At 45.8% G+C, this 20,150-nt stretch carries 20 protein-coding genes; 18 read left to right on the top strand and 2 right to left on the bottom strand.

Annotated elements, in window-relative coordinates; genetic code table 11:
* Positions 1 to 224 precede the first annotated feature (224 nt).
* The 10 genes from panB (at position 225) to nth (ending at position 9,762) form a co-directional block, all read left to right on the top strand.
* The gene (panB, locus tag KNO96_RS02985) at positions 225 to 1,058 is read left to right on the top strand and encodes a 3-methyl-2-oxobutanoate hydroxymethyltransferase (RefSeq protein WP_214698296.1); all 834 of its coding nucleotides are present in this window, start codon (positions 225 to 227) and stop codon (positions 1,056 to 1,058) included.
* Positions 1,058 to 1,888: a pantoate--beta-alanine ligase gene (gene panC, locus KNO96_RS02980; protein WP_026826151.1), complete on the top strand. Its 831-nt coding sequence runs from the start codon at positions 1,058 to 1,060 to the stop codon at positions 1,886 to 1,888. The genes panB and panC overlap by 1 nt, the downstream gene beginning before the upstream one ends.
* A gap of 5 nt (positions 1,889 to 1,893) precedes the next feature.
* A complete protein-coding gene (gene panD, locus KNO96_RS02975) occupies positions 1,894 to 2,277 on the top strand; it encodes an aspartate 1-decarboxylase (RefSeq protein WP_026826150.1) in 384 nt (127 codons plus the stop codon).
* A 106-nt stretch (positions 2,278 to 2,383) separates the two neighbouring features.
* Positions 2,384 to 5,194, top strand: coding sequence for an ATP-dependent DNA helicase DinG (dinG, locus tag KNO96_RS02970; RefSeq protein WP_214702199.1), 2,811 nt, complete (start codon positions 2,384 to 2,386; stop codon positions 5,192 to 5,194).
* 64 nt (positions 5,195 to 5,258) lie between these two features.
* Entirely contained in the window at positions 5,259 to 5,444 is a 186-nt protein-coding gene (locus tag KNO96_RS02965) for a YpmA family protein (protein ID WP_015881492.1), read from the top strand.
* Entirely contained in the window at positions 5,441 to 5,926 is a 486-nt protein-coding gene (locus KNO96_RS02960) for a hypothetical protein (RefSeq protein ID WP_026826148.1), read from the top strand. Before KNO96_RS02965 ends, KNO96_RS02960 begins: the two co-directional genes overlap by 4 nt.
* 20 nt (positions 5,927 to 5,946) lie before the next feature.
* Positions 5,947 to 7,134, top strand: coding sequence for a pyridoxal phosphate-dependent aminotransferase (locus tag KNO96_RS02955; protein WP_026826147.1), 1,188 nt, complete (start codon positions 5,947 to 5,949; stop codon positions 7,132 to 7,134).
* 20 nt (positions 7,135 to 7,154) lie between these two features.
* Positions 7,155 to 8,456, top strand: a complete 1,302-nt coding sequence (asnS, locus tag KNO96_RS02950) for an asparagine--tRNA ligase (RefSeq protein WP_214702198.1) — start codon at positions 7,155 to 7,157, stop codon at positions 8,454 to 8,456.
* Between the two features lie 62 nt (positions 8,457 to 8,518).
* Positions 8,519 to 9,103: a DnaD domain-containing protein gene (locus KNO96_RS02945; RefSeq protein ID WP_026826145.1), complete on the top strand. Its 585-nt coding sequence runs from the start codon at positions 8,519 to 8,521 to the stop codon at positions 9,101 to 9,103.
* Positions 9,103 to 9,762, top strand: a complete 660-nt coding sequence (gene nth / locus KNO96_RS02940) for an endonuclease III (RefSeq protein WP_026826144.1) — start codon at positions 9,103 to 9,105, stop codon at positions 9,760 to 9,762. The genes KNO96_RS02945 and nth overlap by 1 nt, the downstream gene beginning before the upstream one ends.
* A gap of 38 nt (positions 9,763 to 9,800) precedes the next feature.
* Here nth and KNO96_RS02935 read toward each other — a convergent pair whose 3' ends face one another.
* A complete protein-coding gene (locus KNO96_RS02935) occupies positions 9,801 to 10,652 on the bottom strand; it encodes a DUF3800 domain-containing protein (RefSeq protein ID WP_034771101.1) in 852 nt (283 codons plus the stop codon).
* A 358-nt stretch (positions 10,653 to 11,010) separates the two neighbouring features.
* Between KNO96_RS02935 and recU the strand changes: the two genes are divergently transcribed.
* The 8 genes from recU (at position 11,011) to KNO96_RS02895 (ending at position 19,790) form a co-directional block, all read left to right on the top strand.
* Entirely contained in the window at positions 11,011 to 11,637 is a 627-nt protein-coding gene (gene recU / locus KNO96_RS02930) for a Holliday junction resolvase RecU (RefSeq protein WP_026826142.1), read from the top strand.
* Positions 11,638 to 11,657: 20 nt separating this feature from the next.
* Complete coding sequence (locus KNO96_RS02925) at positions 11,658 to 14,276, top strand: transglycosylase domain-containing protein (protein ID WP_214702196.1); 2,619 nt, start codon at positions 11,658 to 11,660, stop codon at positions 14,274 to 14,276.
* A gap of 80 nt (positions 14,277 to 14,356) precedes the next feature.
* Positions 14,357 to 14,917, top strand: a complete 561-nt coding sequence (locus KNO96_RS02920) for a hypothetical protein (RefSeq protein ID WP_214702195.1) — start codon at positions 14,357 to 14,359, stop codon at positions 14,915 to 14,917.
* An 18-nt stretch (positions 14,918 to 14,935) separates the two neighbouring features.
* A complete protein-coding gene (locus KNO96_RS02915) occupies positions 14,936 to 17,185 on the top strand; it encodes a DEAD/DEAH box helicase (RefSeq protein WP_214702194.1) in 2,250 nt (749 codons plus the stop codon).
* A complete protein-coding gene (locus KNO96_RS02910) occupies positions 17,182 to 18,345 on the top strand; it encodes a ribonuclease H-like domain-containing protein (protein WP_214702193.1) in 1,164 nt (387 codons plus the stop codon). Before KNO96_RS02915 ends, KNO96_RS02910 begins: the two co-directional genes overlap by 4 nt.
* Positions 18,342 to 18,887, top strand: coding sequence for an SLOG family protein (locus KNO96_RS02905; RefSeq protein WP_026826137.1), 546 nt, complete (start codon positions 18,342 to 18,344; stop codon positions 18,885 to 18,887). The genes KNO96_RS02910 and KNO96_RS02905 overlap by 4 nt, the downstream gene beginning before the upstream one ends.
* Before the next feature lie 4 nt (positions 18,888 to 18,891).
* Positions 18,892 to 19,188 carry a cell division regulator GpsB gene (gene gpsB / locus KNO96_RS02900; RefSeq protein WP_483297745.1) on the top strand — a complete coding sequence of 99 codons (297 nt, stop codon included), beginning with the start codon at positions 18,892 to 18,894 and terminating at the stop codon, positions 19,186 to 19,188.
* A 26-nt stretch (positions 19,189 to 19,214) separates the two neighbouring features.
* On the top strand, positions 19,215 to 19,790 hold the full coding sequence (locus tag KNO96_RS02895) for an NERD domain-containing protein (protein ID WP_214702191.1): 576 nt from the start codon (positions 19,215 to 19,217) through the stop codon (positions 19,788 to 19,790).
* Positions 19,791 to 19,825: 35 nt separating this feature from the next.
* On the opposite strand, the gene KNO96_RS02890 is transcribed toward KNO96_RS02895, so the two are convergent.
* A complete protein-coding gene (locus KNO96_RS02890; RefSeq protein ID WP_026826134.1) occupies positions 19,826 to 20,113 on the bottom strand; it encodes a hypothetical protein in 288 nt (95 codons plus the stop codon).
* Positions 20,114 to 20,150: the final 37 nt, after the last annotated feature.

The raw sequence follows: 20,150 nt of genomic DNA, 5'->3' as shown, positions 1-20,150 counted from the left end.
GAAAGCGAGACCATCGTCTATACTTAATGTGTCGGACGCTATCGATTCTTGAAGTGTACCGCGCTTGCAGACTGTCACATTCAGTTGTCTGCCTTGATCATTTTGACAGGGACAGAAGGACACTAACTCATGAAAACCATGAATTTGTTTTTCGTGCGCCTTCTTGCCAATCGTGTAAGAAGGCGTTTATTCTTTCCTGTCTCCACGTTTAGGAGGAGAAACACATGCACACGATGACTTCGTTATTAAAAAAGATGAATGAGCAGGAAAAGCTCGTCATGTTGACGGCGTATGACTATCCATCAGCCAAACTTGCCGAGGCGGCTGGGGTAGATTTGATTTTAGTCGGCGACTCACTCGGTATGGTCGTCCTCGGTTACGACTCGACAATCCCCGTGACAACGGAAGATATGCTCCATCATTCGAAAGCAGTGCGCCGTGGAGCACAAAATACGTTCGTCGTTGTGGATATGCCATTTGCGACATATCATGGAGATTTTGATCGGACGCTTCAAGCAGCTTCTCGCATGTTCCAAGAAGGCCATGCGGATGCCATCAAACTAGAAGGTGCCGGTGAAGTACTTCAAACGATTGAACGTCTCACTCAAGTAGGAATGCCTTGTGTTGCCCATCTAGGATTGACGCCTCAATCGGTTGGGGTGCTAGAAGGATATAAAGTACAAGGAAAGTCTCTCGAGGCTGCTGAAATGCTCCTTCGTGATAGCTTAGATGCTGAACGGGCTGGTGCGAAGATGCTCGTTCTCGAATGTGTCCCTCATCAATTGGCAAAACGAATCGCGGAAGAATTGACGATTCCTGTCATCGGAATCGGTGCGGGAGCGGATGTCGACGGCCAAGTCCTCGTCTACCATGACGTCTTGAAATATGGAGTCGATCGTCTCCCTAAATTCGTTCAAGCGTATGCGGATGTGAGTGAAGTGGCGACTGATGCCATCCGTTCTTATGTCGAAGAGACGAAGAATGGTCACTTCCCGCTTGAACGCCATACGTTCACGATGGATGAGTCACTACTCGACTCGTTGTATGGAGGAAAATGATGAAGATTGTATCGACTGTCGAAGAATTACGTCACGCTCTACCGTTTAATCAAACCATCGGCTTTGTTCCGACGATGGGTTATTTACATGAAGGTCATATGAGTCTCGTCGAAAATGCGCGTCGCGAAAATGACTTTGTTGTCATGAGTATCTTTGTTAACCCGACTCAGTTCGGTCCGAACGAAGACCTCGATCGTTATCCACGAGATTTTAAACGAGATGAAAAGTTGGCTCGAGAAGCAGGTGTCGACCTTCTGTTCTATCCGGTGACGGAAACGATGTATCCAATCGATATGGCACGCGTTTCCATTCGAAAGGGAGCTGACGTACTGTGCGGAGCGAGTCGTCCTGGTCACTTTGATGGTGTATTGACAATCGTTTCTAAATTATTTAATCTTGTTCAACCGACACGTGCGTACTTCGGTCTAAAAGATGCCCAGCAAGTAGCTCTCATTGAAGGCTATGTCCGAGATTACTTTGTGCCGGTCGAGATTCGACGTTGCCCGATTATTCGTGAGGAGACAGGACTTGCCAAGTCTTCTCGAAACGTGTATTTGTCTGACGTCGAAAAAGAAGAGGCGAGTCAAATCTTTAAAGCGCTGAGGGCAGCAAGAGAAACGCTTGAGGCAGGTCTTGAGATTGAAGAAGTGAAACGACAACTGACCGTACGATTAAACGAGATTCCGAACAGTCAAATCGATTATGTAGAACTCGTCGATTATCCGACGCTCGGTATTGCCTCAAACGACTCAGATGAACTATTACTTGCGGTGGCTGTTCAGTTTGAACGGGCCCGATTGATTGATAATGTGATTTGGAAGAAGGGGTGAATCCAATGATTCGAACATTTATGCACGCTAAGCTTCATAAGGCAACGGTGACAGAAGCAAACTTACACTACGTCGGTTCGATTACAATCGATGAGGATTTGATGGATGCTGTAGGCATCATGGAAAATGAGCATGTGCACATCACAAATAACCATAACGGGGCACGCATTGAGACGTATGTCATCAAAGGAGAACGTGGATCTGGTGTGATTTGTTTGAATGGAGCGGCAGCACGCCATTTCCAAGTCGGTGATGTCGTCATTATTATGGCGTACGGTCAAATGACTGCGGAAGAGGCAAATACGCACCGTCCAAAAGTTGCTGTATTGAACGAGCAAAACGAGGTAGATCAACTTCTTTACGAAGAGATTGCCCATACAATTTTGTGAATTATTCGGGGGTGTCGACAGAGGCATCCCCGTTTTTTCGTCGTTCATTCTATGGTAAGATGAGACAGATAGAAAGCACGAGCGTGCCTAAGATGGGATGGATGTTATGGACACGTATGTGATTGTGGATATAGAGACGACGGGACATTCCGTTAAGTCCGGTGATGAATTGATTGAGTTTGCAGCGGTCGTCGTACGAGATGGTGAAGTGATTGAGCGCTACAGCACCTTGATTCGACCGAGTCGACCAATCCCACCTTTTATTACGCAATTAACAACGATTAGTGATGATGACGTAAGTGATGCACCGACATTCGAAGATGTGATTCCCGACATTTGGAAGATGTTAGATGGTCGGGTATTTGTCGCGCATAACGTCGCCTTTGATTTAACTTTTTTAAACGAGAGTCTTGAACAAGCTGGGTATCTTCCATTTCAAGGACGAGCGATTGATACGGTAGAATTGGCTCGTATTCTTTATCCGACATTGGAGAGCCATGCGTTAGAAGCATTATCCGATACATTTAACCTCATACATACAGACGCGCATCGGGCACTTAGTGATGCCGACGCGACAGCCGAGCTTTTCATCCGGATGCTCGACCGATTACGCGATTTACCTATGGTGACATTGAAGAAACTTCGCGTCTTGTCTGAGTCGTGGACAAGCCACATCGAACCGTTATTTGATGAATTGATTTTGGATGTTGGGATTCGACCGGACGACGAGTCACGCTTTGATATTCATCGAAAAATTGCGCTACATCGACCGACAGACGGATTTGTTCCGGCCGAAGATCGCGAACCGTTTGAACCGTTCCTACTTCGCACGATTGAAGAGACGCTCCCGTCACTTTTTGAGCAGTTCGAGCCGAGACAAAGTCAATTTGAAATGATGCGACACGTCTATAAAGCGTTAGATGACGAGGAGACGTTATTGGTTGAAGCCGGAACCGGGACAGGAAAGACGTTGGCGTATTTGATTCCGAGTGCCCATCATGCACTCGAGACGAAAAGACCAGTTGTTATTAGTACGCATACGATACAATTGCAAGAACAATTACTAAATCGAGATTTACCGGTACTTCGCCAAATTTTTCCTGAGATTGAATTTACACTTTTAAAAGGAAGACGAAACTATATCGATTTACGTAAGTTTGAGATGATACTAGATGAATCAAATGACGGACTCTTGGTAGCGATGTGTAAAGCGATGGTCCTCGTATGGCTGACGGAAACGGAGACTGGAGATTTAGAAGAGCTCTCCTTTCCAGGATCTGCGACGCAAGGTCCCGCCTCGTTCAAACGTTTGATTCAAGCCGATGCTTCGAGTGAATTCGGTCGATTTGACCCATGGTATAGTCGTGACTTTTTCACAAAAGCTGTGCTTCGATCAAAAGAAGCAGACTTGATTGTAACGAATCATGCTTTGTTGTTCTCCGACTTACAACATCAGGCAGGTATTTTGCCAACCGATACACCACTCGTCCTAGACGAGGCGCATCAAGTCGAAGAAGTAGCTTCGCATCACTTTGGTGTAACGTTTGACGCTATTCAATTTGATCGGTTATTCAAGTGGTTCGGATATGGCGCGGATGGGAAATTCCATTCTCGCATCATTCAGCTGGCGGACTTGACATCCGTCACCGAAGAGGCGGAAGCGTTTAGCCAACAGATTGATTCATCACTCGCCAAGGTCGAAGAAGAACTTGAAGACCTCCTGACGGCGCTCCAATCGTTAGGGAAGAAAAAAGAACCACGACAAACGGTTCGTTTTGAACGGGAAAGCTCATCGTTCAGCCCGATTCGTGAGGTGGCGAATCGATTAGAGGACAAGCTTCGGACGCTCAGAACGTCACTTAGGCATTTGCATCGACTCCTTGATGAACGGAAAGAGCACATGACGTTTAAACAACGCGCGCTCTTGGGTGATTTAAAAACACTAATCGGGGATGTTCGAGAACTTGAGAGTGTCATCTATGAAACAATGTTGACACGAGACGATGATGCAGTCAGTTGGGTCGAGTTGAATTTAGGTAACCGAAAGTTGACCTCGGTATATACGCAACCGGTTGAAATTGGACCGTTGTTACATGAACGGCTGTTTAAGAAGAGACCGACGATTTTAACATCGGCGACGATGACGGTCTCTGGTAAGTTTAGTTTTATGGAGCGACGGCTCGGGTTAGAAGGTGAGCCAATCCGAAGAGTCGTATTACCTTCACCGTTTAACTTTAAAGAACAAGCCAAGTTGTTTATCCCATCAGACTTCCCGTTGATTAACGATGTACCGCTTTCACAGTTTGTCGACCAGACGGCGCAATCGATTGTTCAAATTGCGAACGTGACAAAAGGACGAATGCTTGTCCTCTTCACATCGAATGAGTTGTTACGTTTGACTTACGAACAAGTAAAAGATCACCTCGACCCGTCTTATACGCTCCTCGCACAAGGTGTCAGCGGAGGCTCTCGTAGCCGATTGACGAAACAGTTCAAGCGGATGGAACAATCCATTCTCTTTGGGACAGCAAGTTTTTGGGAAGGTGTCGACATTCCGGGAGAGGCGTTGACGTGCCTGGTCATTGTTCGACTACCATTCGCCCCACCGGATCAGCCTATCATGCAAGCCCGTTCAGAAAAAATTGAGTCGATAGGGAAATCGCCATTCTTTGAACTATCACTCCCTCAAGCCGTCATTCGATTTAAACAGGGTATCGGTCGATTGATTCGATCAAAAGGGGACTACGGGGCGATTTTTGTATTTGATCGTCGTGTGGAGACGACCCGTTATGGCAAACAGTTTATCAATAGTTTGCCAAAAGTCGATCGAATCGAAGGAACGTTAGATACCTCTCTGTCTGAGTTGGAATTGTTCTTAGATGAGAAAGAAAAGTCTGTAACACGAAATGATAGATAACGCTAGGCATCATGATATTATCGCTTTATAATGATACGTATAGTGTTTTGGAGGAGGAATCAATATGAATTCGAATATCGAGACGCTTGCGAGCGTACGCATCGAACCGACGGCGGACGTCTATAAGATTGTCGATTTATTGAATCGTACTTTAAAAAGTCAAGATTTGATGTTCGGACTTTCACTTGAGAAGAAAGTGAATGATCCAAAGAAGGAAGAGATGGTTTTCACCATCTATCGTACAGAATGACAAGAAAAACAAAATGGATCGTCTCGTTACTGACGGCACTGATTGGTGTCGTCCTTGTCTTTAGTTTGATGTATCGCTTCACGATTGGATATACAGAAAACCAAAAGGAACAACTTGTCGAGGAAGCGACGAATCGTCTCACTGAAGAGGCACCTAACCTGAAAGTGGAACAGGGTGAACTGTTCAATGGAACGGATGCGTATGTTGTTTTTTCAGAAGAAAACGGGAATTCTATTTGGTTTGTTCCACTTGATGACAAACTAGAGATTGAGCAACGTGAATTCGGTGAAGTGAAAGCGAAAGACGTCTGCGCACGTTCTATCGAGGAAACTGGCGGACAACTTGTCAGCTGTAAATATGGGTTCGACGAGCGAGCACTCATCGAAGTGGTTACAAAAGCAGATGCATCTTATACGTACTCATACTATACGCTACAGTCCGGAGAGTTTATTCGACGTGTTCAACTGACTGATCAAATGTGACGAATTAGAGGGGGATTATGATGGATCATCTATTAGCGAAACGAGTGAAACAACTTACGCCATCGACAACGTTAGCAATCACAGCTAAAGCAAAGGCGCTCAAGGCTTCGGGCAAAGACGTCATTGGTCTTGGGGCGGGTGAGCCGGATTTCAATACTCCGGAACGAATCATTGATGCTGCTTGTCAAGCGGCTCGAGATGGGGATACAAAATACACGCCATCTGGCGGGACGGTCGCGTTGAAAGATGCCATCATCGAAAAGACGAAACGCGATAGTGGATTGTCGTTCGAACGCAACGAGGTGATGGTCGCTTCTGGTGCGAAACATGCCCTTTATGCTTTGTTCCAAGCCATTCTAGATGAAGGGGACGAAGTGATTGTCCCGACACCGTATTGGGTCAGTTACCCAGAACAAATCAAATTGGCGGACGGAGAGCCTGTCCTAGTCGATACGAATGAAGAGACGTCATTTAAATTGACGCCAAATCAACTCGAGAATGCGATTACAGCTCGCACGAAGGCCGTTATCTTAAACAGTCCTTCGAATCCAACGGGAATGATTTATACGAAAGAAGAGCTACAGGCACTCGCCGATGTCGTTCTTCGACACAACCTTCTCGTTGTGAGCGATGAGATTTATGAAAAATTGATTTACGGTGATGCGGAATTCGTATCGATTGCCACACTCCCAAATATGCGCGAACGTACCATCATCATCAATGGTGTATCGAAGTCTCATGCGATGACGGGATGGCGGATTGGTTACGCTGTTGGTGATGCTAAAATTATTGGTGCGATGACGAATTTGGCTTCACATTCGACGTCGAACCCGACGTCTCTCGCCCAAGCGGCTGCAGTGGAAGCTTATAACGGCCCACAGGATGATGTGGAAATGATGCGTCAATCGTTTGAAGAACGACTTGAAATCGTCTATGATCGTCTCGTCAAAATCCCTGGAATCACATGTTTGAAACCGCAAGGCGCATTTTACTTATATGCCAATGCAAAAGTTGCCGCGACAGAGAGCGGATACGATACAGTAGATGATTGGTGTGAGGCTGTTCTCGAAGAGGCGAACGTGGCACTCGTGCCAGGTTCTGGTTTTGGACAGGACGATTACGTACGATTATCATATGCTACTGAATTAAAACGCGTTTTAGAAGCGCTCGATCGAGTAGAAGACTTCGTTACGAAGCGCGCTCGATAAGCGAAAGGATGGAAATGAACATGACAACAATTTCGATTAACCAATTTAAAGACTATGAAGGCCAAACGGTCCGTGTAGGGGCCTGGATTGCTAACAAACGATCAAGCGGGAAGATTGCGTTCCTCCAACTACGTGATGGGAGCGGATTTGCTCAAGCAGTCGTCGTGAAAGCTGATGTTGCTGAAGAATTGTTCACCCTCGCTAAAGGCGTGACACAAGAGACTTCTGTATGGGTAACAGGTAACGTCAAATCGGATGGTGGACGTACACCACTCGGATTTGAGTTAGAAGTGTCAGATTTAGAAGTGATTGCGGAGTCAGTGGATTACCCAATCACACCAAAAGAGCACGGAACGGAATTCTTGATGGACAATCGTCATTTATGGCTCCGTTCACGTCGCCAACACGCGATCATGAAAGTTCGTAACGAAATCATTCGTGCGACATATGAATTCTTCAACAAAGAAGGATTCGTCAAAATCGATCCGCCAATCCTTACGAGCAGTGCACCGGAAGGCACGACAGAGTTGTTCGAGACAGACTACTTCGGTCAATCAGCCTACCTCTCGCAGACGGGTCAATTGTATATGGAAGCCGCTGCAATGGCGCTCGGTAAAGTATTCTCATTCGGTCCGACGTTCCGTGCGGAAAAATCAAAAACACGTCGTCACTTAATCGAGTTCTGGATGATTGAGCCAGAGATGGCATTCTTCGATCACGACATGAGCCTCGAGATTCAAGAACAATACGTCTCATACATTGCGCAATCAGCGCTTACGAACTGTAAGAACGAGCTTGAACTTCTCGAACGTGACCTTGAAAAATTGGCGCAAGTGAAGGCACCATTCCCACGTGTCCGTTATGAGGATGCAATAACATTCTTAAAATCAGAAGGGTTCGATGATATCGAATTCGGCGACGATTTTGGTGCACCACATGAGACGGCGATTGCCAACGCACACGATCAACCAGTATTCATCACGCACTGGCCAAAAGAAATCAAACCGTTTTACATGAAAGTGGACCCGGAAAACCCAGAACTCGTTCTGTGTGCAGATTTGATTGCACCAGAAGGATATGGAGAAATCATCGGGGGATCTCAACGTGAGGACGACTACGATCGTCTAAAAGAAGAGATCATCAAAGAAGGTCTTGACGAAACAGATGCTTACGATTGGTACCTCGAACTCCGTCAATACGGTTCGGTCCCTCATTCTGGTTTCGGACTCGGACTCGAGCGTACGGTCGCTTGGATTAGTGGAATCGAGCACATCCGTGAAGCGATCCCGTTCCCACGTCTATTAAACCGAATCCACCCTTAACGATTAATCGGGGAAGACGTCATGTCCTCCCCGATTGATGTGTCTTAGAAAGGAAGTGCGACATGGATGCACATCAATTGATTCAATTATTCGAGCAAAGTCCGGTCGTCATTCCGCGAAAACTGTTTACCGATGCAAGACGACTCGATTTGTCACCGATTGAGTTCAGTCTTATCGTTCATCTACTCGAAATGACTGGTGAAGGCATCGTCATGCCTCTTCCGAGCGAGTTAGGGAAACGGTTGAATGTGTCGGAAAATGAGGCCCGGTCAGTGCTACTTGGGCTGTTGCAAAAAGAATTGATTGCAATCGATGCATCAAGTAATAGCGAGCGATATAGTTTGCTACCACTTTTCGAGGCATTGCAAGCTGAAGAGAAGATTACGCCGCAACAGACATTGAATGAAAACATCATTCATACATTCGAACGGGAATTCGGGACGATCACCCCGTTTGAGATTGAACAAATCGTCGGATGGATGACGGAGGATGGTTTCAGTGAAGAACTCATCATGGCGGCACTCCGTGAAGCGAAATTACGGAATGTGCGAAATTTCAAATACATGGACAAAATCTTACGTGTTTGGCAGGATCATCAAGTCGAATCGCTCGAGGATGTCGTGGAATATCAACGGAGGAATAAGTGATGTTGACGAGAGTTCAGCTGCAAGAAATAGCGGACACGATGAAGCAAATGTTCCCGGATGCACATTGCGAATTGACGCATCAAAATCCATTCGAATTAGTAGTCGCTGTCGCGCTATCTGCGCAAGCGACAGATGCCCTAGTCAACAAGGTGACACCAGGTTTGTTTGAAGCGTTTCCGACTGTTGAAGCGATGGCTACGGCAGAAGTTTCGGAGATTGAGACGTTGATTAAACGCATTGGACTGTATCGGAATAAAGCGAAGAATGTGAAGGCGCTCTCTGAGAAAATCGTGAACGAGCATGACGGGATTGTGCCGTCAGACCGGACGTCACTCGAGGCACTTCCAGGTGTCGGCCGCAAAACGGCTAACGTCGTCTTGTCAGTCGCCTTCCATGAACCGGCATTTGCGGTAGATACACATGTAGAGCGTGTCTCGAAACGTCTCGGTATCTGTCGTTGGAAAGATAACGTCCGTCAAGTTGAAGAGACATTGATGAAAAAGTTCCCGCGCGATGAGTGGTCGCAACTTCATCATCAATTTATTTTCTTTGGACGCTACCATTGTAAAGCGCAGCGACCGGCTTGTGAGACTTGTCCGCTGCTTCATATGTGCCGGGAAGGTAAGAAACGGATGAAATCGACGAAAGTCACCACATAAAAATGCATCGACACGTTCTGTGTCGATGCATTTTCGCTTTAATGATTCCAAGGGTGGTCGCTCCATTCACGACGCTTTTTCGTGATGGGTACTTTCTTGAAGCCCCAGTTGCGGAAGTCTTGGTCCGGACTTTCTTTACGAATGTAAATTTTGTCCTTAATCGCTTTGAAAATTCGGTTCTCGTCCCCATAATGGACGAACCGTGGTTTTACCTCAATCACACCTCGACGAACACGTGACAACGGGAGACAGACGAGGTCTGCAATCTCTAGACCGGATTGATACATTGTGTTCTGCTTCTCAGAGAAGATGAATCCTTTAATCTTTTGACGACTTTTTTCGACATCGAGATGGACCGTACCCGAGTTGAAAATATCGAAAAATGCTTTTTGAATCAATAAGTTCTGGTAATCATCTCTAGATTCGAGGACGACACGAGCACTGACTGCTTCTGTTTCTTCTAAAAAAGCATAAAATGATTTCATGAGATGAGCAAAGGCGACTACATATGGATCTTTTGGCGTCGAGTAAAAATCATGTAATTTCTGCTTATCGACCTCGACGCTAACGATTGTACAATCGATGCCACGTAAAAAATCAGGTAGTTTATCCCAAAAATCACGCAACATGTCGATTGTGATGCCGTCTTCTTTTCCATAAGGATGTTCAGCCTTTAAAATTTCTTTTAGATGTAGCGGGATCTGTTCGGTTTTAAAAACATCTCGCTTAAACGCTTGAAGGCGTCGCTTTAATACACAAGGTAATCCAGTCTCATCCGCATCGATTGAATATTTGTACTCCATCAGAACACCAGTCAAATTGAACTGTGTGTTGCCTTTCGGTGTACCTGTCTCATCGACGAACATGACATACTTCTTTCCACTTTCCATCCAATCCCTCCAAAACGGCTTAACGTCTACGTTTTTTAAGCTACCTATTTTATTTCCAAATGGTGATACGGTCAATCAATTGCACAGAAATTGCACACTTTTTTTCAGAATGACATCAATTAGGTTTATCGATGTACAATCTTGGCTAAACAGAAGAGGTGCTATTATCATAGAGAAACAATCGGGTCTTACGTGACGAGAGCTTTTCAATTTGGATACACAATCGCTTACATACTAGTTTAACATACGGGAGTTTGGTACGATATGTGTTGCGGTAAATCCACACAAGTGTCGACCGACAGAAGTCGACAATCAGACCTGAGACGGAAGGAACGAGTGGACCGACCTGTTAATATGTATGTATGGGGTGACGACATTGTTCCATTATCCAAACGGTAAGAAAGCAAAAGTGACAAAGGAACCAAAGGGGGAAGGAATTTCGAGAGAAGTATCGAATTCTCCAACCTATGCGAATCGCGGAATGAATTTAGAGACGTTGTTAAATGAAACGAATGAATTCTATCGGATTCATCAACGAGCTGTCATTCATAAGAAACCGACACCGTTACAAATTGTCAAAGTCGACTATCCGAAGCGCAGTGCCGCTAAAGTGACGGAAGCCTATTTCAAGCAGGCATCCACGACCGACTATAACGGAGTGTATCGCGGTAAGTACATTGACTTTGAAGCGAAAGAAACGAATAATAAGACGTCGTTTCCGCTCGGAAATTTTCATGAACATCAGATTGAACATATGCGCGAGTGTGAACGTCACGGAGGGATTTGTTTTGTCATCATCCGCTTTAGTCGCTATAATACGCAATATGTATTGACCACGGAACAACTTGTTCAGTGGTGGGAACAACGACTGACGGGACGAAAATCGATTCCGCTCAGTTTTATTGAACAGGACGCGATTGAAGTTCCGACGAGAGCCTTACCGTCGATTGATTATTTGACGGTGCTCGATCAATGGCTCGATTGAATAGAAGGAGTGAACCATGAATGGAGCGAAGTAGGGTCGCACGTCGACAAGATTCGACGACGAATAAACGTAAAAAAACTGTTAAACAACCAAAGACTAAAGGTAAGAAACCGATGTGGAAACGCATCTTTTTATTAGGTTTCATGCTATTTATTGCAGCAGTCATTGCATTTGGAGCATATACCGTATATGCGATTGCGACGGCACCAGAGCTTGACGAAGAAAAACTCGTTGATACGTATCCAATTCAGCTGATTTCGGCTGAAGGTGAACCGCTCGAAGGCGCCGGTCAAATTCGGGAGTACGTCTCCATCGACGATATTTCACAAGTGATGCAACAAGCGGTTGTCTCAATTGAAGATCGTCGCTTTTATGAACATAACGGAATCGATTTGCGTCGAATCGGTGGTGCAGTTGTGGCCAACTTGACTGACGGTTTCGGTGCAGAGGGTGGATCTACCATCACGCAGCAGTTGGTGAAACAGTCGTTTCTTTCAACAGATAAGAAGTTGAAGCGGAAGCTTCAAGAACAGTGGCTTGCGCTTAAGCTCGAACGTGAGTATAAGAAAGAACAGATTTTAGAAATGTATTTGAACAAAAACTACTATGGTAGTGGTGGATACGGTGTTCAAACCGCATCGAAACGCTACTTCAACAAGCCGGTCTCGGAGGTCAATTATCAGGAGGCCGCGATTCTTGCCGGTCTCCCGCAACGTCCAAGTGCCTATGATCCAATCAATGGTGACCAGGAGTTGACACGTTATCGGCAGGAACAGGTCTTGTCTGCGATGAAACGAGACGGTCATATTTCTGAAGAACAGTATAACGAAGCACTTGATGTCGCGATTGCTGACGTCATCTCACCGGGTGAAGAGACGGAAGAGGAAGCGTTCACGCGTGCGATATACTCACGTGTGCTTCAAGAGTTAGAAGATGATTATGGGCTTGACCAGTCAGATATTTATGGCACAGGTCTGAAAGTGTATACGTCAATCAATAAAGAGTTGCATACAAAAATCAATAGCGACATTAAATCGAACAACGTCAATTTACAAACAAATGGTTTCCCTGAGGACTTGAGAATGGGTGCGACCGTACTGAATACGAAAACAGGTGAGATTGTCGCCATCGTCGATAGCCAGCAAGCGAAACAAGGTGATACGACGTATCGTGACTACTCAAATGAAAAATATCAAATTGGATCGACGGCGAAACCGTTCTTCGACTATGGTCCAGGAATTGAAAACGGACAATGGTCGACGGGGAAAATATTGCTTGACGCCGAGTTAGAAGGTACGTACAGTCCAAACAACTATTACACTGGTTTCCGTGGTCCAAATACGATGCGTCAATATTTGAAAATTTCTGCGAATACGCCAGCTGTTCGTGCATTCCAAGAAGTACGTGATGAATACGGACAAGATGCAATCGAATCGTTCGTGAAAAACGTTGGTATTGAGCCTTCTTATTCCGGAGATCAACTAAATGAGTCTAACGCACTTGGTACTGCCGAAGCGAGCACGACACAGATGGCTGCTGCTTACGCAACACTTGGCGCAAACGGTATGTATACGAAACCTCATTTGATTCAAAAGATTGAATTCAATGACGGTTCAAGTATCAACTCTCCAATCAAAGCGAAGCAAGCGATGGAAGACTATACAGCATACATGTTGACGGATATGCTCCGTGACGTCGTCAGTGCTGAAGGTGGAACATATGTCCCAGGTGCATTTCCTTGGGACGTAGCCGGTAAAACTGGAACAACGAACGAGCCTAACTCGACAAACCCGAAAGATAAATGGTTTACTGGTTACTCCACAGATTACTCGATTTCTGTGTGGACAGGAAAAACGAAAGAGTCGACAGTCGCTTCTTTTGATCCAGACTACGCTCAATACTATTTCGAGTATATGATGCAACAAGTGACGAATGCGACGGGACAACCAGACCGTTTCCAGCGTCCGGACTCCGTTTTATCACTTGGCAATGAGCTCTATGTAAAAGGGACGAAACCGAAAGACCTTCAACCAGAGAAATTGGATGCTCCTACGGGCGCAAGCGTCAACTATGATATAGATTCACAATCTGGTTCAGTCTCATGGTCATATGATTTCGACGCTGTGAAAGCGGACGGATATAATGACATCACGTTCACAGTGACGCAGAAATCTGCTGACGGCACTGAAAAAGTCGTGGGTACGACAGGTGAGACGAGTGTGGATATTACAAACTTGCCTGAAGGTGAGACGACGTTCACGATTGTGGCGAACGCCGCGAACCCGTTGACGGGTGAACAGCAATCCGGACCAGCGCAAGCGACCTACTCGATTGAACCGAAAGAAGAACCAAAAGAGGAGGAAGAAAATCCTTCTGAAGACGAGAGCAATGAAGATAACCCGTCAGACGAGAACAACGGCAACGGGAATGAAGATAACAACGGCAATGGTAACGGAAACAACGAAGACACCACTGACGAACAAAATCCTGACGAACCAGCGACGGATGATGGCACTGATGAAGGAACCGACGAGCCGACTGATGGAGAGGATTCAGGAGCTCCGTTAGAAGGTCAATCGAATGAAGAATCGCCTGACACGAATCGTGAGGATGGCAATTCTGACAACACTGATAACTAAGGAGGACAGGGCGACATTGTGCGCCCTGTTTTTCGTGCGACTTTGTTATAATGAAAAGAAAGGGAACAGGATGGTGACACATGGTTCAACTCTCTTTAAAACGCAAGATGAAAGTGTTATTTGTCATTGATCGACTGCAAGACGACGATTTTGGAGTGCCTCTTGGTGGACATCTCGGACTGAAGCTTTCACATTTGCTGTTAAAAGAGTCGATTCCATTCGGACGTCTCATCCAAGACCGATCGGTTGCTAAGGCGACTGGACATTCTTATGTAAAAAGAATCGGTGTCGAAACGATGTTTACGGGCGAGGAATCATATTATCCTGACTTACTTCGTGGCAATCGCCAAACGTTGTCGACAGACGAAGATTACTATAAAACGGTGCAACGCTATGCGAAACATCTTTTAGCGGTTCATTCGAAATGTACGAAACTACATACCATTGTCTTATTTGGGCGGTCAACGCAACGTCTGTTTCAAGACGCGCTGACCCGTCTTGAAGAAGAAAATGAGCATGTTGCCGCTACGTTTCAAAGCATGACTTTGTTTCACATGCCCGCTGTATCAAGAATGATACGAGATGAACGGATTAATCATATCCGAGAAGTCGTAGTAGAACTTGCACCTTCGAATTCTTAAAAAAAAGAAGGTGAACTGATGCGGAAATCGCGCTCTGTAGAAGAGATGGTTAAAGAATTAAAAGAAGACCCGAGCTTTGCGAAAAACGTACGACATTGGCATACGGTCGATGCGCGCCCAGCACAATATGCGCCCATCCCGGAGCAAGTACCAGAACAATTGACAAACGTATTGAAAAGTCGGGGAATTGAGCAACTGTACACGCACCAAGCTGAAGCTGTGAAACAAACGGCTGCCGGTCATTCGACTGTGATTGTAACGCCTACTGCCTCTGGTAAGACGCTCTGTTATAACTTGCCTGTCTTGTCAAAGATGATTGAAAAACCGACTGCACGCGCACTATATCTGTATCCGACAAAAGCCCTTGCCCAAGATCAGAATAGTGATTTAATGGAGATGGTCGAGGCACTCGAAGGCAACTTACGATGCTTCACGTATGATGGAGATACATCTCCGGCCGCCCGCACGAAAGTTAGAGATGCAGGGAATATCGTTATTACCAATCCTGATATGTTACATTCGGGAATTTTACCACACCATACGAAGTGGATTCGTCTATTCGAAAACTTAGAATACATCGTTGTCGATGAGTTGCATACGTATCGTGGCGTATTCGGCAGTCATGTGGCGAACCTGTTTCGCCGCTTAAAACGAATTTGTGCCTACTATGGAAGTTATCCGAAATGGATTATGACATCAGCGACTATCGCGAACCCGCGTGAACTTGCTGAATTGTTAACGGAAGAAGAAGTTGTATTGGTTGACCGGAACGGCGCACCACAAGGTAAGAAACATCTTGTCTTCTATAATCCACCTGTCGTCAATGAAGCGCTTGGGATTCGTCGGAGTGCGACGCTCGAGACGAAACGCATCGCCTCAAAATTCGTGGAAGCGAACATTCAAACGATTGTGTTCGCCCGATCACGTGTACGTGTCGAGGTATTATTGACTTATTTACAGGAACTGACGCGACGAGAACTTGGTCCAAAATCGATTGTCGGCTATCGAGGGGGGTATCTTCCGTCTGAACGCCGTGAGATTGAACGGCGCTTACGGAATGGTGAAATAAAAGCTGTTGTTTCAACAAATGCGCTAGAACTCGGTGTTGATATCGGTCAATTGCAAGCGTGTGTCCTGAATGGTTATCCAGGCACTGTCGCTTCGCTATGGCAACAGGCAGGTCGGGCCGGACGACGTCATTCGGAGTCGCTTGTGGTGTTTGTGGCATCATCTTCTTCCCTTGACCAGCTTGTCGTCGAACAACCAGATATGATTTTAGACCGTTCACCGGAAGCTGCCCGTTTAGACCCGAACAACCTCATTATTTTAGTCGACCATATGAAATGTGCCGCATTCGAATTGCCGTTTCATAAAAGTGAACGGTTCGGGACGGTCGACCCGGAAGATATTTTAAAGTTTTTAGCGGATGCACAAGTGTTACATGAGCGGGCCGATAAATATTATTGGATGACGGATTCCTTCCCAGCGCATGACATCTCGCTTCGGACGAGCGATCAAGAAAATGTCGTCATTGTCGATCAAACCGCAAAACATCAAGTGATCGGCGAAATGGACACGTTCAGTGCGATGACACTATTGCACGATGAGGCGATCTATTTGCATGGTGCCGAGCAGTATCAAGTCGAGAAGTTAGATTTTGAAGAAAAAAAGGCATTTGTACGCCGAGTCGATGTCGATTACTATACGGATGCGAATTTGGCCGTGGAATTAAAAGTGCTAGAAGAGAACAAGACAGATGGTGTGAAAACGTTCGGAGAAGTTTCTGTCATCGCGATGGCCACTCTCTTTAAAAAAATTAAGTTCGGGACGCATGAGAATATCGGGTCTGGCCCGATTCATCTTCCGGAGCGAGAACTGCATACGACGGCGACATGGTTCACATTGGATGAACGCTTTGCCTATTCGGAGGCTGATCTCGAAGATCAACTTGAAGCGGTCAGTGATTTACTCAGACGGCTTGCGCCGCTCTATCTCATGTGTGATACGCTCGATTTATTTACAACCATTCAAATGAAGTCGACTCACACGACTAAACCGACCGTTTATTTATACGACCGCTATCCGGGTGGCATCGGTCTTAGTGAGGCACTCTATAAAGATGCAGACGAGGTACTTGAAGCAGCGGAACGAACGGTATCCGACTGTCCGTGTGAGAGCGGATGCCCTCGCTGTGTCGGTATGATTGGATACGGGGACTTCAAACAGCAAGTCATCCGTCAGTTACAAGCATTGAAAGGATCGTTATGAAAGCAAAGTTATCTAGATTAATTAAAACGAAAGAACCTGTCGAACCATCACGCGTCTCCTCACCTGACGAAGTGGAGCAGCAAAAATGGATTGAACAGGGTGGAGAAATTTTAACGTTCGAAGGAGAATGGTGTGTTCGTCTCCGAACTACGTATCCGCTTGATGAGATGTACCACGACTTTGCGTTCGGAGATGCAAGACTTATGATGCATCGAACCGAGCATCCTTTCTTTACGGTCGACCTAGAGCCTGAACAAGTCCTGTTTATGGATACGGAGACGACCGGGTTGCGTGGGTCTGGGACGTCGATTTTTTTAATCGGATTCGCGAGAATTCAAGCGGATCAACTTGAAATGATTCAATATGTCTTGCCTCATCCTGCCTTTGAGACTGCCTTCTACTATCATTTTTTACAGGATATCGGGGATGAGGTGCGGTTCGTCACTTATAACGGGAAGTCCTTTGACTGGCCACAAATCAAAATGAGACATACGTTTGTCAAATCACGGGTAAAAGCATTGCCTTCCGTCGGGCATGTTGATCTACTACATGCGGCAAGACGGTTGTTGAAACCGAGATTAGAATCGGTGTCGCTCAAAGCAGTTGAAACGTATTTCGGTCACGGACGGACAGACGATTTACCTGGTTTTTTAGCCCCGATGCATTATTTTCAGTACGTCAAAGAACGGAACCCAGAGATACTATCGCCGGTCCTTGAGCACCATCATGCGGACTGTTTGAGCCTTGTTTCTCTTTACACACGACTCAGTCAACTCGTCACGACTCCCGAGACAGATTTCGGAGAAGAACGTGCGCATTGGTTACATGACCTTGGGGATCAGGAAAGTGCACTCAAAGAGTTTGAACAACTTTCGAGTCCTTCGAAGCGAGCCGTCATGCGGCAAGCGATGTTATTGAAGCGAACGAGTCGCATGGAGCAAGCAATCCCGTTATTTGAGTCGCTGCAGACGATCGAAGGCTATGTCGAACTTGCCAAGTATGCAGAGCACAAGCAAAAGGACGTGGAACTCGCGATTGATTATACGGAGCGGGCCATGGAACTGCTCGAGAAAAAACGTACGGTTTTGCGTCAAACGATTGTACGAGAGAAAGACGAGCTAGAACATCGCCGTGCCCGTTTAGAAAGGAAGCGATTATGAAAGTAGTAGCCGTTACAGGATATCGTCCTCATGAACTGGGCATCTTTAAAGCGGACCATCCAGGAATTGAAATCATTCAGGAAGCTTATCGTAAAAAGATACTCGAAGTCATCGAACTGGGCGCCGAGTGGTTTATTTTTAGTGGAACGAATGGTTGTGAATTATGGGCTGGACAAGTATTGTTAGAGTTAAGAGAAACGTACCCGATTAAAATTGCAGTATTTCCTCCGTTCTTAAATATGGATGAACGGTATAAGCCGTTCGAACAGGAATTGTTTGCACAGCTGCAACTTGAAGCGGACTTTTTTGAACCGTTGACACAGCGGCCATACGAAGATCCGAGTCAACTACGCGCTAAAACTGCATTCTTTTTAGACAAAGCAGAAGGATTGATTACCTTATACGACGAAGAAACGGAAGGAAGTCCCCGCTTTTTAGTCGATGGGGCTCGGCGAAAGTCCACTATGGAGGTCTTTCTCATCACACAGGAAGATTTACGTGTCATCGAGGAAGAAAAACAATGGGAACAACAATGGGAGTGATATGATGCAAACCGAATTAACGGCAGAAGCAATTTATAAACAAGAATTTAAAACGGCACTACGAGGTTATTCGCAAGAAGAAGTTGATCAATTTTTAGACGTGGTCATCCGGGATTATGAAAAAATGATGAAAGAAATCGAACGTCTTCAAAAAGAAAATGACTCATTGCGTCGCGAGCCTACACCTGTTGCGGAACCTGCTAAACCGGCACAGCCGGTTGCGTCTAACTATGACATGCTGCGCCGTATCTCAAATTTAGAAAAAGCGGTCTTTGGTAAGCAAGTAGGGCCGAGTGAATAATCAATAATGAATAGGGGGTGGAATCAATGTTGCAAGTGTTAACGGCCACGGAGAAACAACCTGTCAAACAACAGACAAAAAAGCTGTTTCGTACGAAAGAAGAAGTGATGAAGGCACCGACAAGCTATACAGATTGTCTCGTCGAGAACATCAGACAAACATGTCGATTTGACTGGATGATGATTGAACAAGTCGAATTTGGCGAGGATCTCGTTCATTACGTGCTCGTCGGGCCGAAAGGTGTATTCTTGATTCAATTAAATCGAACTCCAGCCCCTGTCCATTTGACGAACCGTGAGTGTCGGACGGAGACGTCTATGGGATGGAAGCACATCTATCCACATCCTGTCACGGAGCTAGAGCGAATGACTAAACAAGTGCGGGCACGGTTGAAGAAAGAGTGTGGACAAGCGATTCCGGTCTATTCCTTCTTGATCTTCCCGGAGACGGAACAGTTGAAGCTGAAGCGGGTCAAGGCCAATTGTGGCGATTCTTTTACACTCGTCGATCAGGTCATCAGCAAAACGACTCTTGAAACGTTGACGGAGCCTCTCGTCAAACAAATCGCTTACTACTGCTCAGAAAGACAGATACATAAATAAGAAGATGGCCGAGTGAGATGCATTCGGCCATCTTCTTATTTTAAAAGTTCTCTTGCTTTTGCGGCATCATCTCGATGTACGAATAGCGCGACACGATCGTCTAAATTTTTAGCGAGCGGTTTTAACAATTTACCGGTCGGAAGTCCTTGTTCGATACGACATGTGATTTCCTGTTCTGTCAGGTAATGATAATCAGCTAATAACTCTTCGCCCTGTTTCCCGAACGCTTCACCGAAGCGAACCCATTTTAAGTTGCGAATCGTACGAATCGTGACTAAAATGATGAACAAGATGGCGAGCACAATGATGAGTAATGTTTCCAACGCATTCAACCCCTTCTTTACACAAGTTTAATAGGGT

It is taken from the genome of Exiguobacterium sp. s89 (assembly GCF_018617735.1).
GTDB classification, from domain to species: Bacteria; Bacillota; Bacilli; order Exiguobacteriales; family Exiguobacteriaceae; genus Exiguobacterium; species Exiguobacterium marinum.
Note: the sequence above shows the minus strand (reverse complement) of the source record. Positions and strands in the feature narration are given on the sequence as shown.

Excerpts from the sequence above, each read along its gene's own strand:
- KNO96_RS02965 (WP_015881492.1), top strand. The coding sequence starts at position 5,259 with ATGAATTCGAATATCGAGACGCTTGCGAGCGTACGCATCGAACCGACG.
- KNO96_RS02905 (WP_026826137.1), top strand. The coding sequence starts at position 18,342 with ATGAAAGTAGTAGCCGTTACAGGATATCGTCCTCATGAACTGGGCATC.
- KNO96_RS02945 (WP_026826145.1), top strand. The coding sequence starts at position 8,519 with ATGGATGCACATCAATTGATTCAATTATTCGAGCAAAGTCCGGTCGTC.
- KNO96_RS02915 (WP_214702194.1), top strand. The coding sequence starts at position 14,936 with ATGCGGAAATCGCGCTCTGTAGAAGAGATGGTTAAAGAATTAAAAGAA.
- KNO96_RS02910 (WP_214702193.1), top strand. The coding sequence starts at position 17,182 with ATGAAAGCAAAGTTATCTAGATTAATTAAAACGAAAGAACCTGTCGAA.
- nth (WP_026826144.1), top strand. The coding sequence starts at position 9,103 with ATGTTGACGAGAGTTCAGCTGCAAGAAATAGCGGACACGATGAAGCAA.
- dinG (WP_214702199.1), top strand. The coding sequence starts at position 2,384 with ATGGACACGTATGTGATTGTGGATATAGAGACGACGGGACATTCCGTT.
- gpsB (WP_483297745.1), top strand. The coding sequence starts at position 18,892 with ATGCAAACCGAATTAACGGCAGAAGCAATTTATAAACAAGAATTTAAA.
- panC (WP_026826151.1), top strand. The coding sequence starts at position 1,058 with ATGAAGATTGTATCGACTGTCGAAGAATTACGTCACGCTCTACCGTTT.
- KNO96_RS02955 (WP_026826147.1), top strand. The coding sequence starts at position 5,947 with ATGGATCATCTATTAGCGAAACGAGTGAAACAACTTACGCCATCGACA.
- KNO96_RS02925 (WP_214702196.1), top strand. The coding sequence starts at position 11,658 with ATGGAGCGAAGTAGGGTCGCACGTCGACAAGATTCGACGACGAATAAA.
- panB (WP_214698296.1), top strand. The coding sequence starts at position 225 with ATGCACACGATGACTTCGTTATTAAAAAAGATGAATGAGCAGGAAAAG.
- KNO96_RS02920 (WP_214702195.1), top strand. The coding sequence starts at position 14,357 with ATGGTTCAACTCTCTTTAAAACGCAAGATGAAAGTGTTATTTGTCATT.
- panD (WP_026826150.1), top strand. The coding sequence starts at position 1,894 with ATGATTCGAACATTTATGCACGCTAAGCTTCATAAGGCAACGGTGACA.
- KNO96_RS02935 (WP_034771101.1), bottom strand. The coding sequence starts at position 10,652 with ATGGAAAGTGGAAAGAAGTATGTCATGTTCGTCGATGAGACAGGTACA.
- recU (WP_026826142.1), top strand. The coding sequence starts at position 11,011 with ATGTATGGGGTGACGACATTGTTCCATTATCCAAACGGTAAGAAAGCA.
- asnS (WP_214702198.1), top strand. The coding sequence starts at position 7,155 with ATGACAACAATTTCGATTAACCAATTTAAAGACTATGAAGGCCAAACG.
- KNO96_RS02960 (WP_026826148.1), top strand. The coding sequence starts at position 5,441 with ATGACAAGAAAAACAAAATGGATCGTCTCGTTACTGACGGCACTGATT.
- KNO96_RS02895 (WP_214702191.1), top strand. The coding sequence starts at position 19,215 with ATGTTGCAAGTGTTAACGGCCACGGAGAAACAACCTGTCAAACAACAG.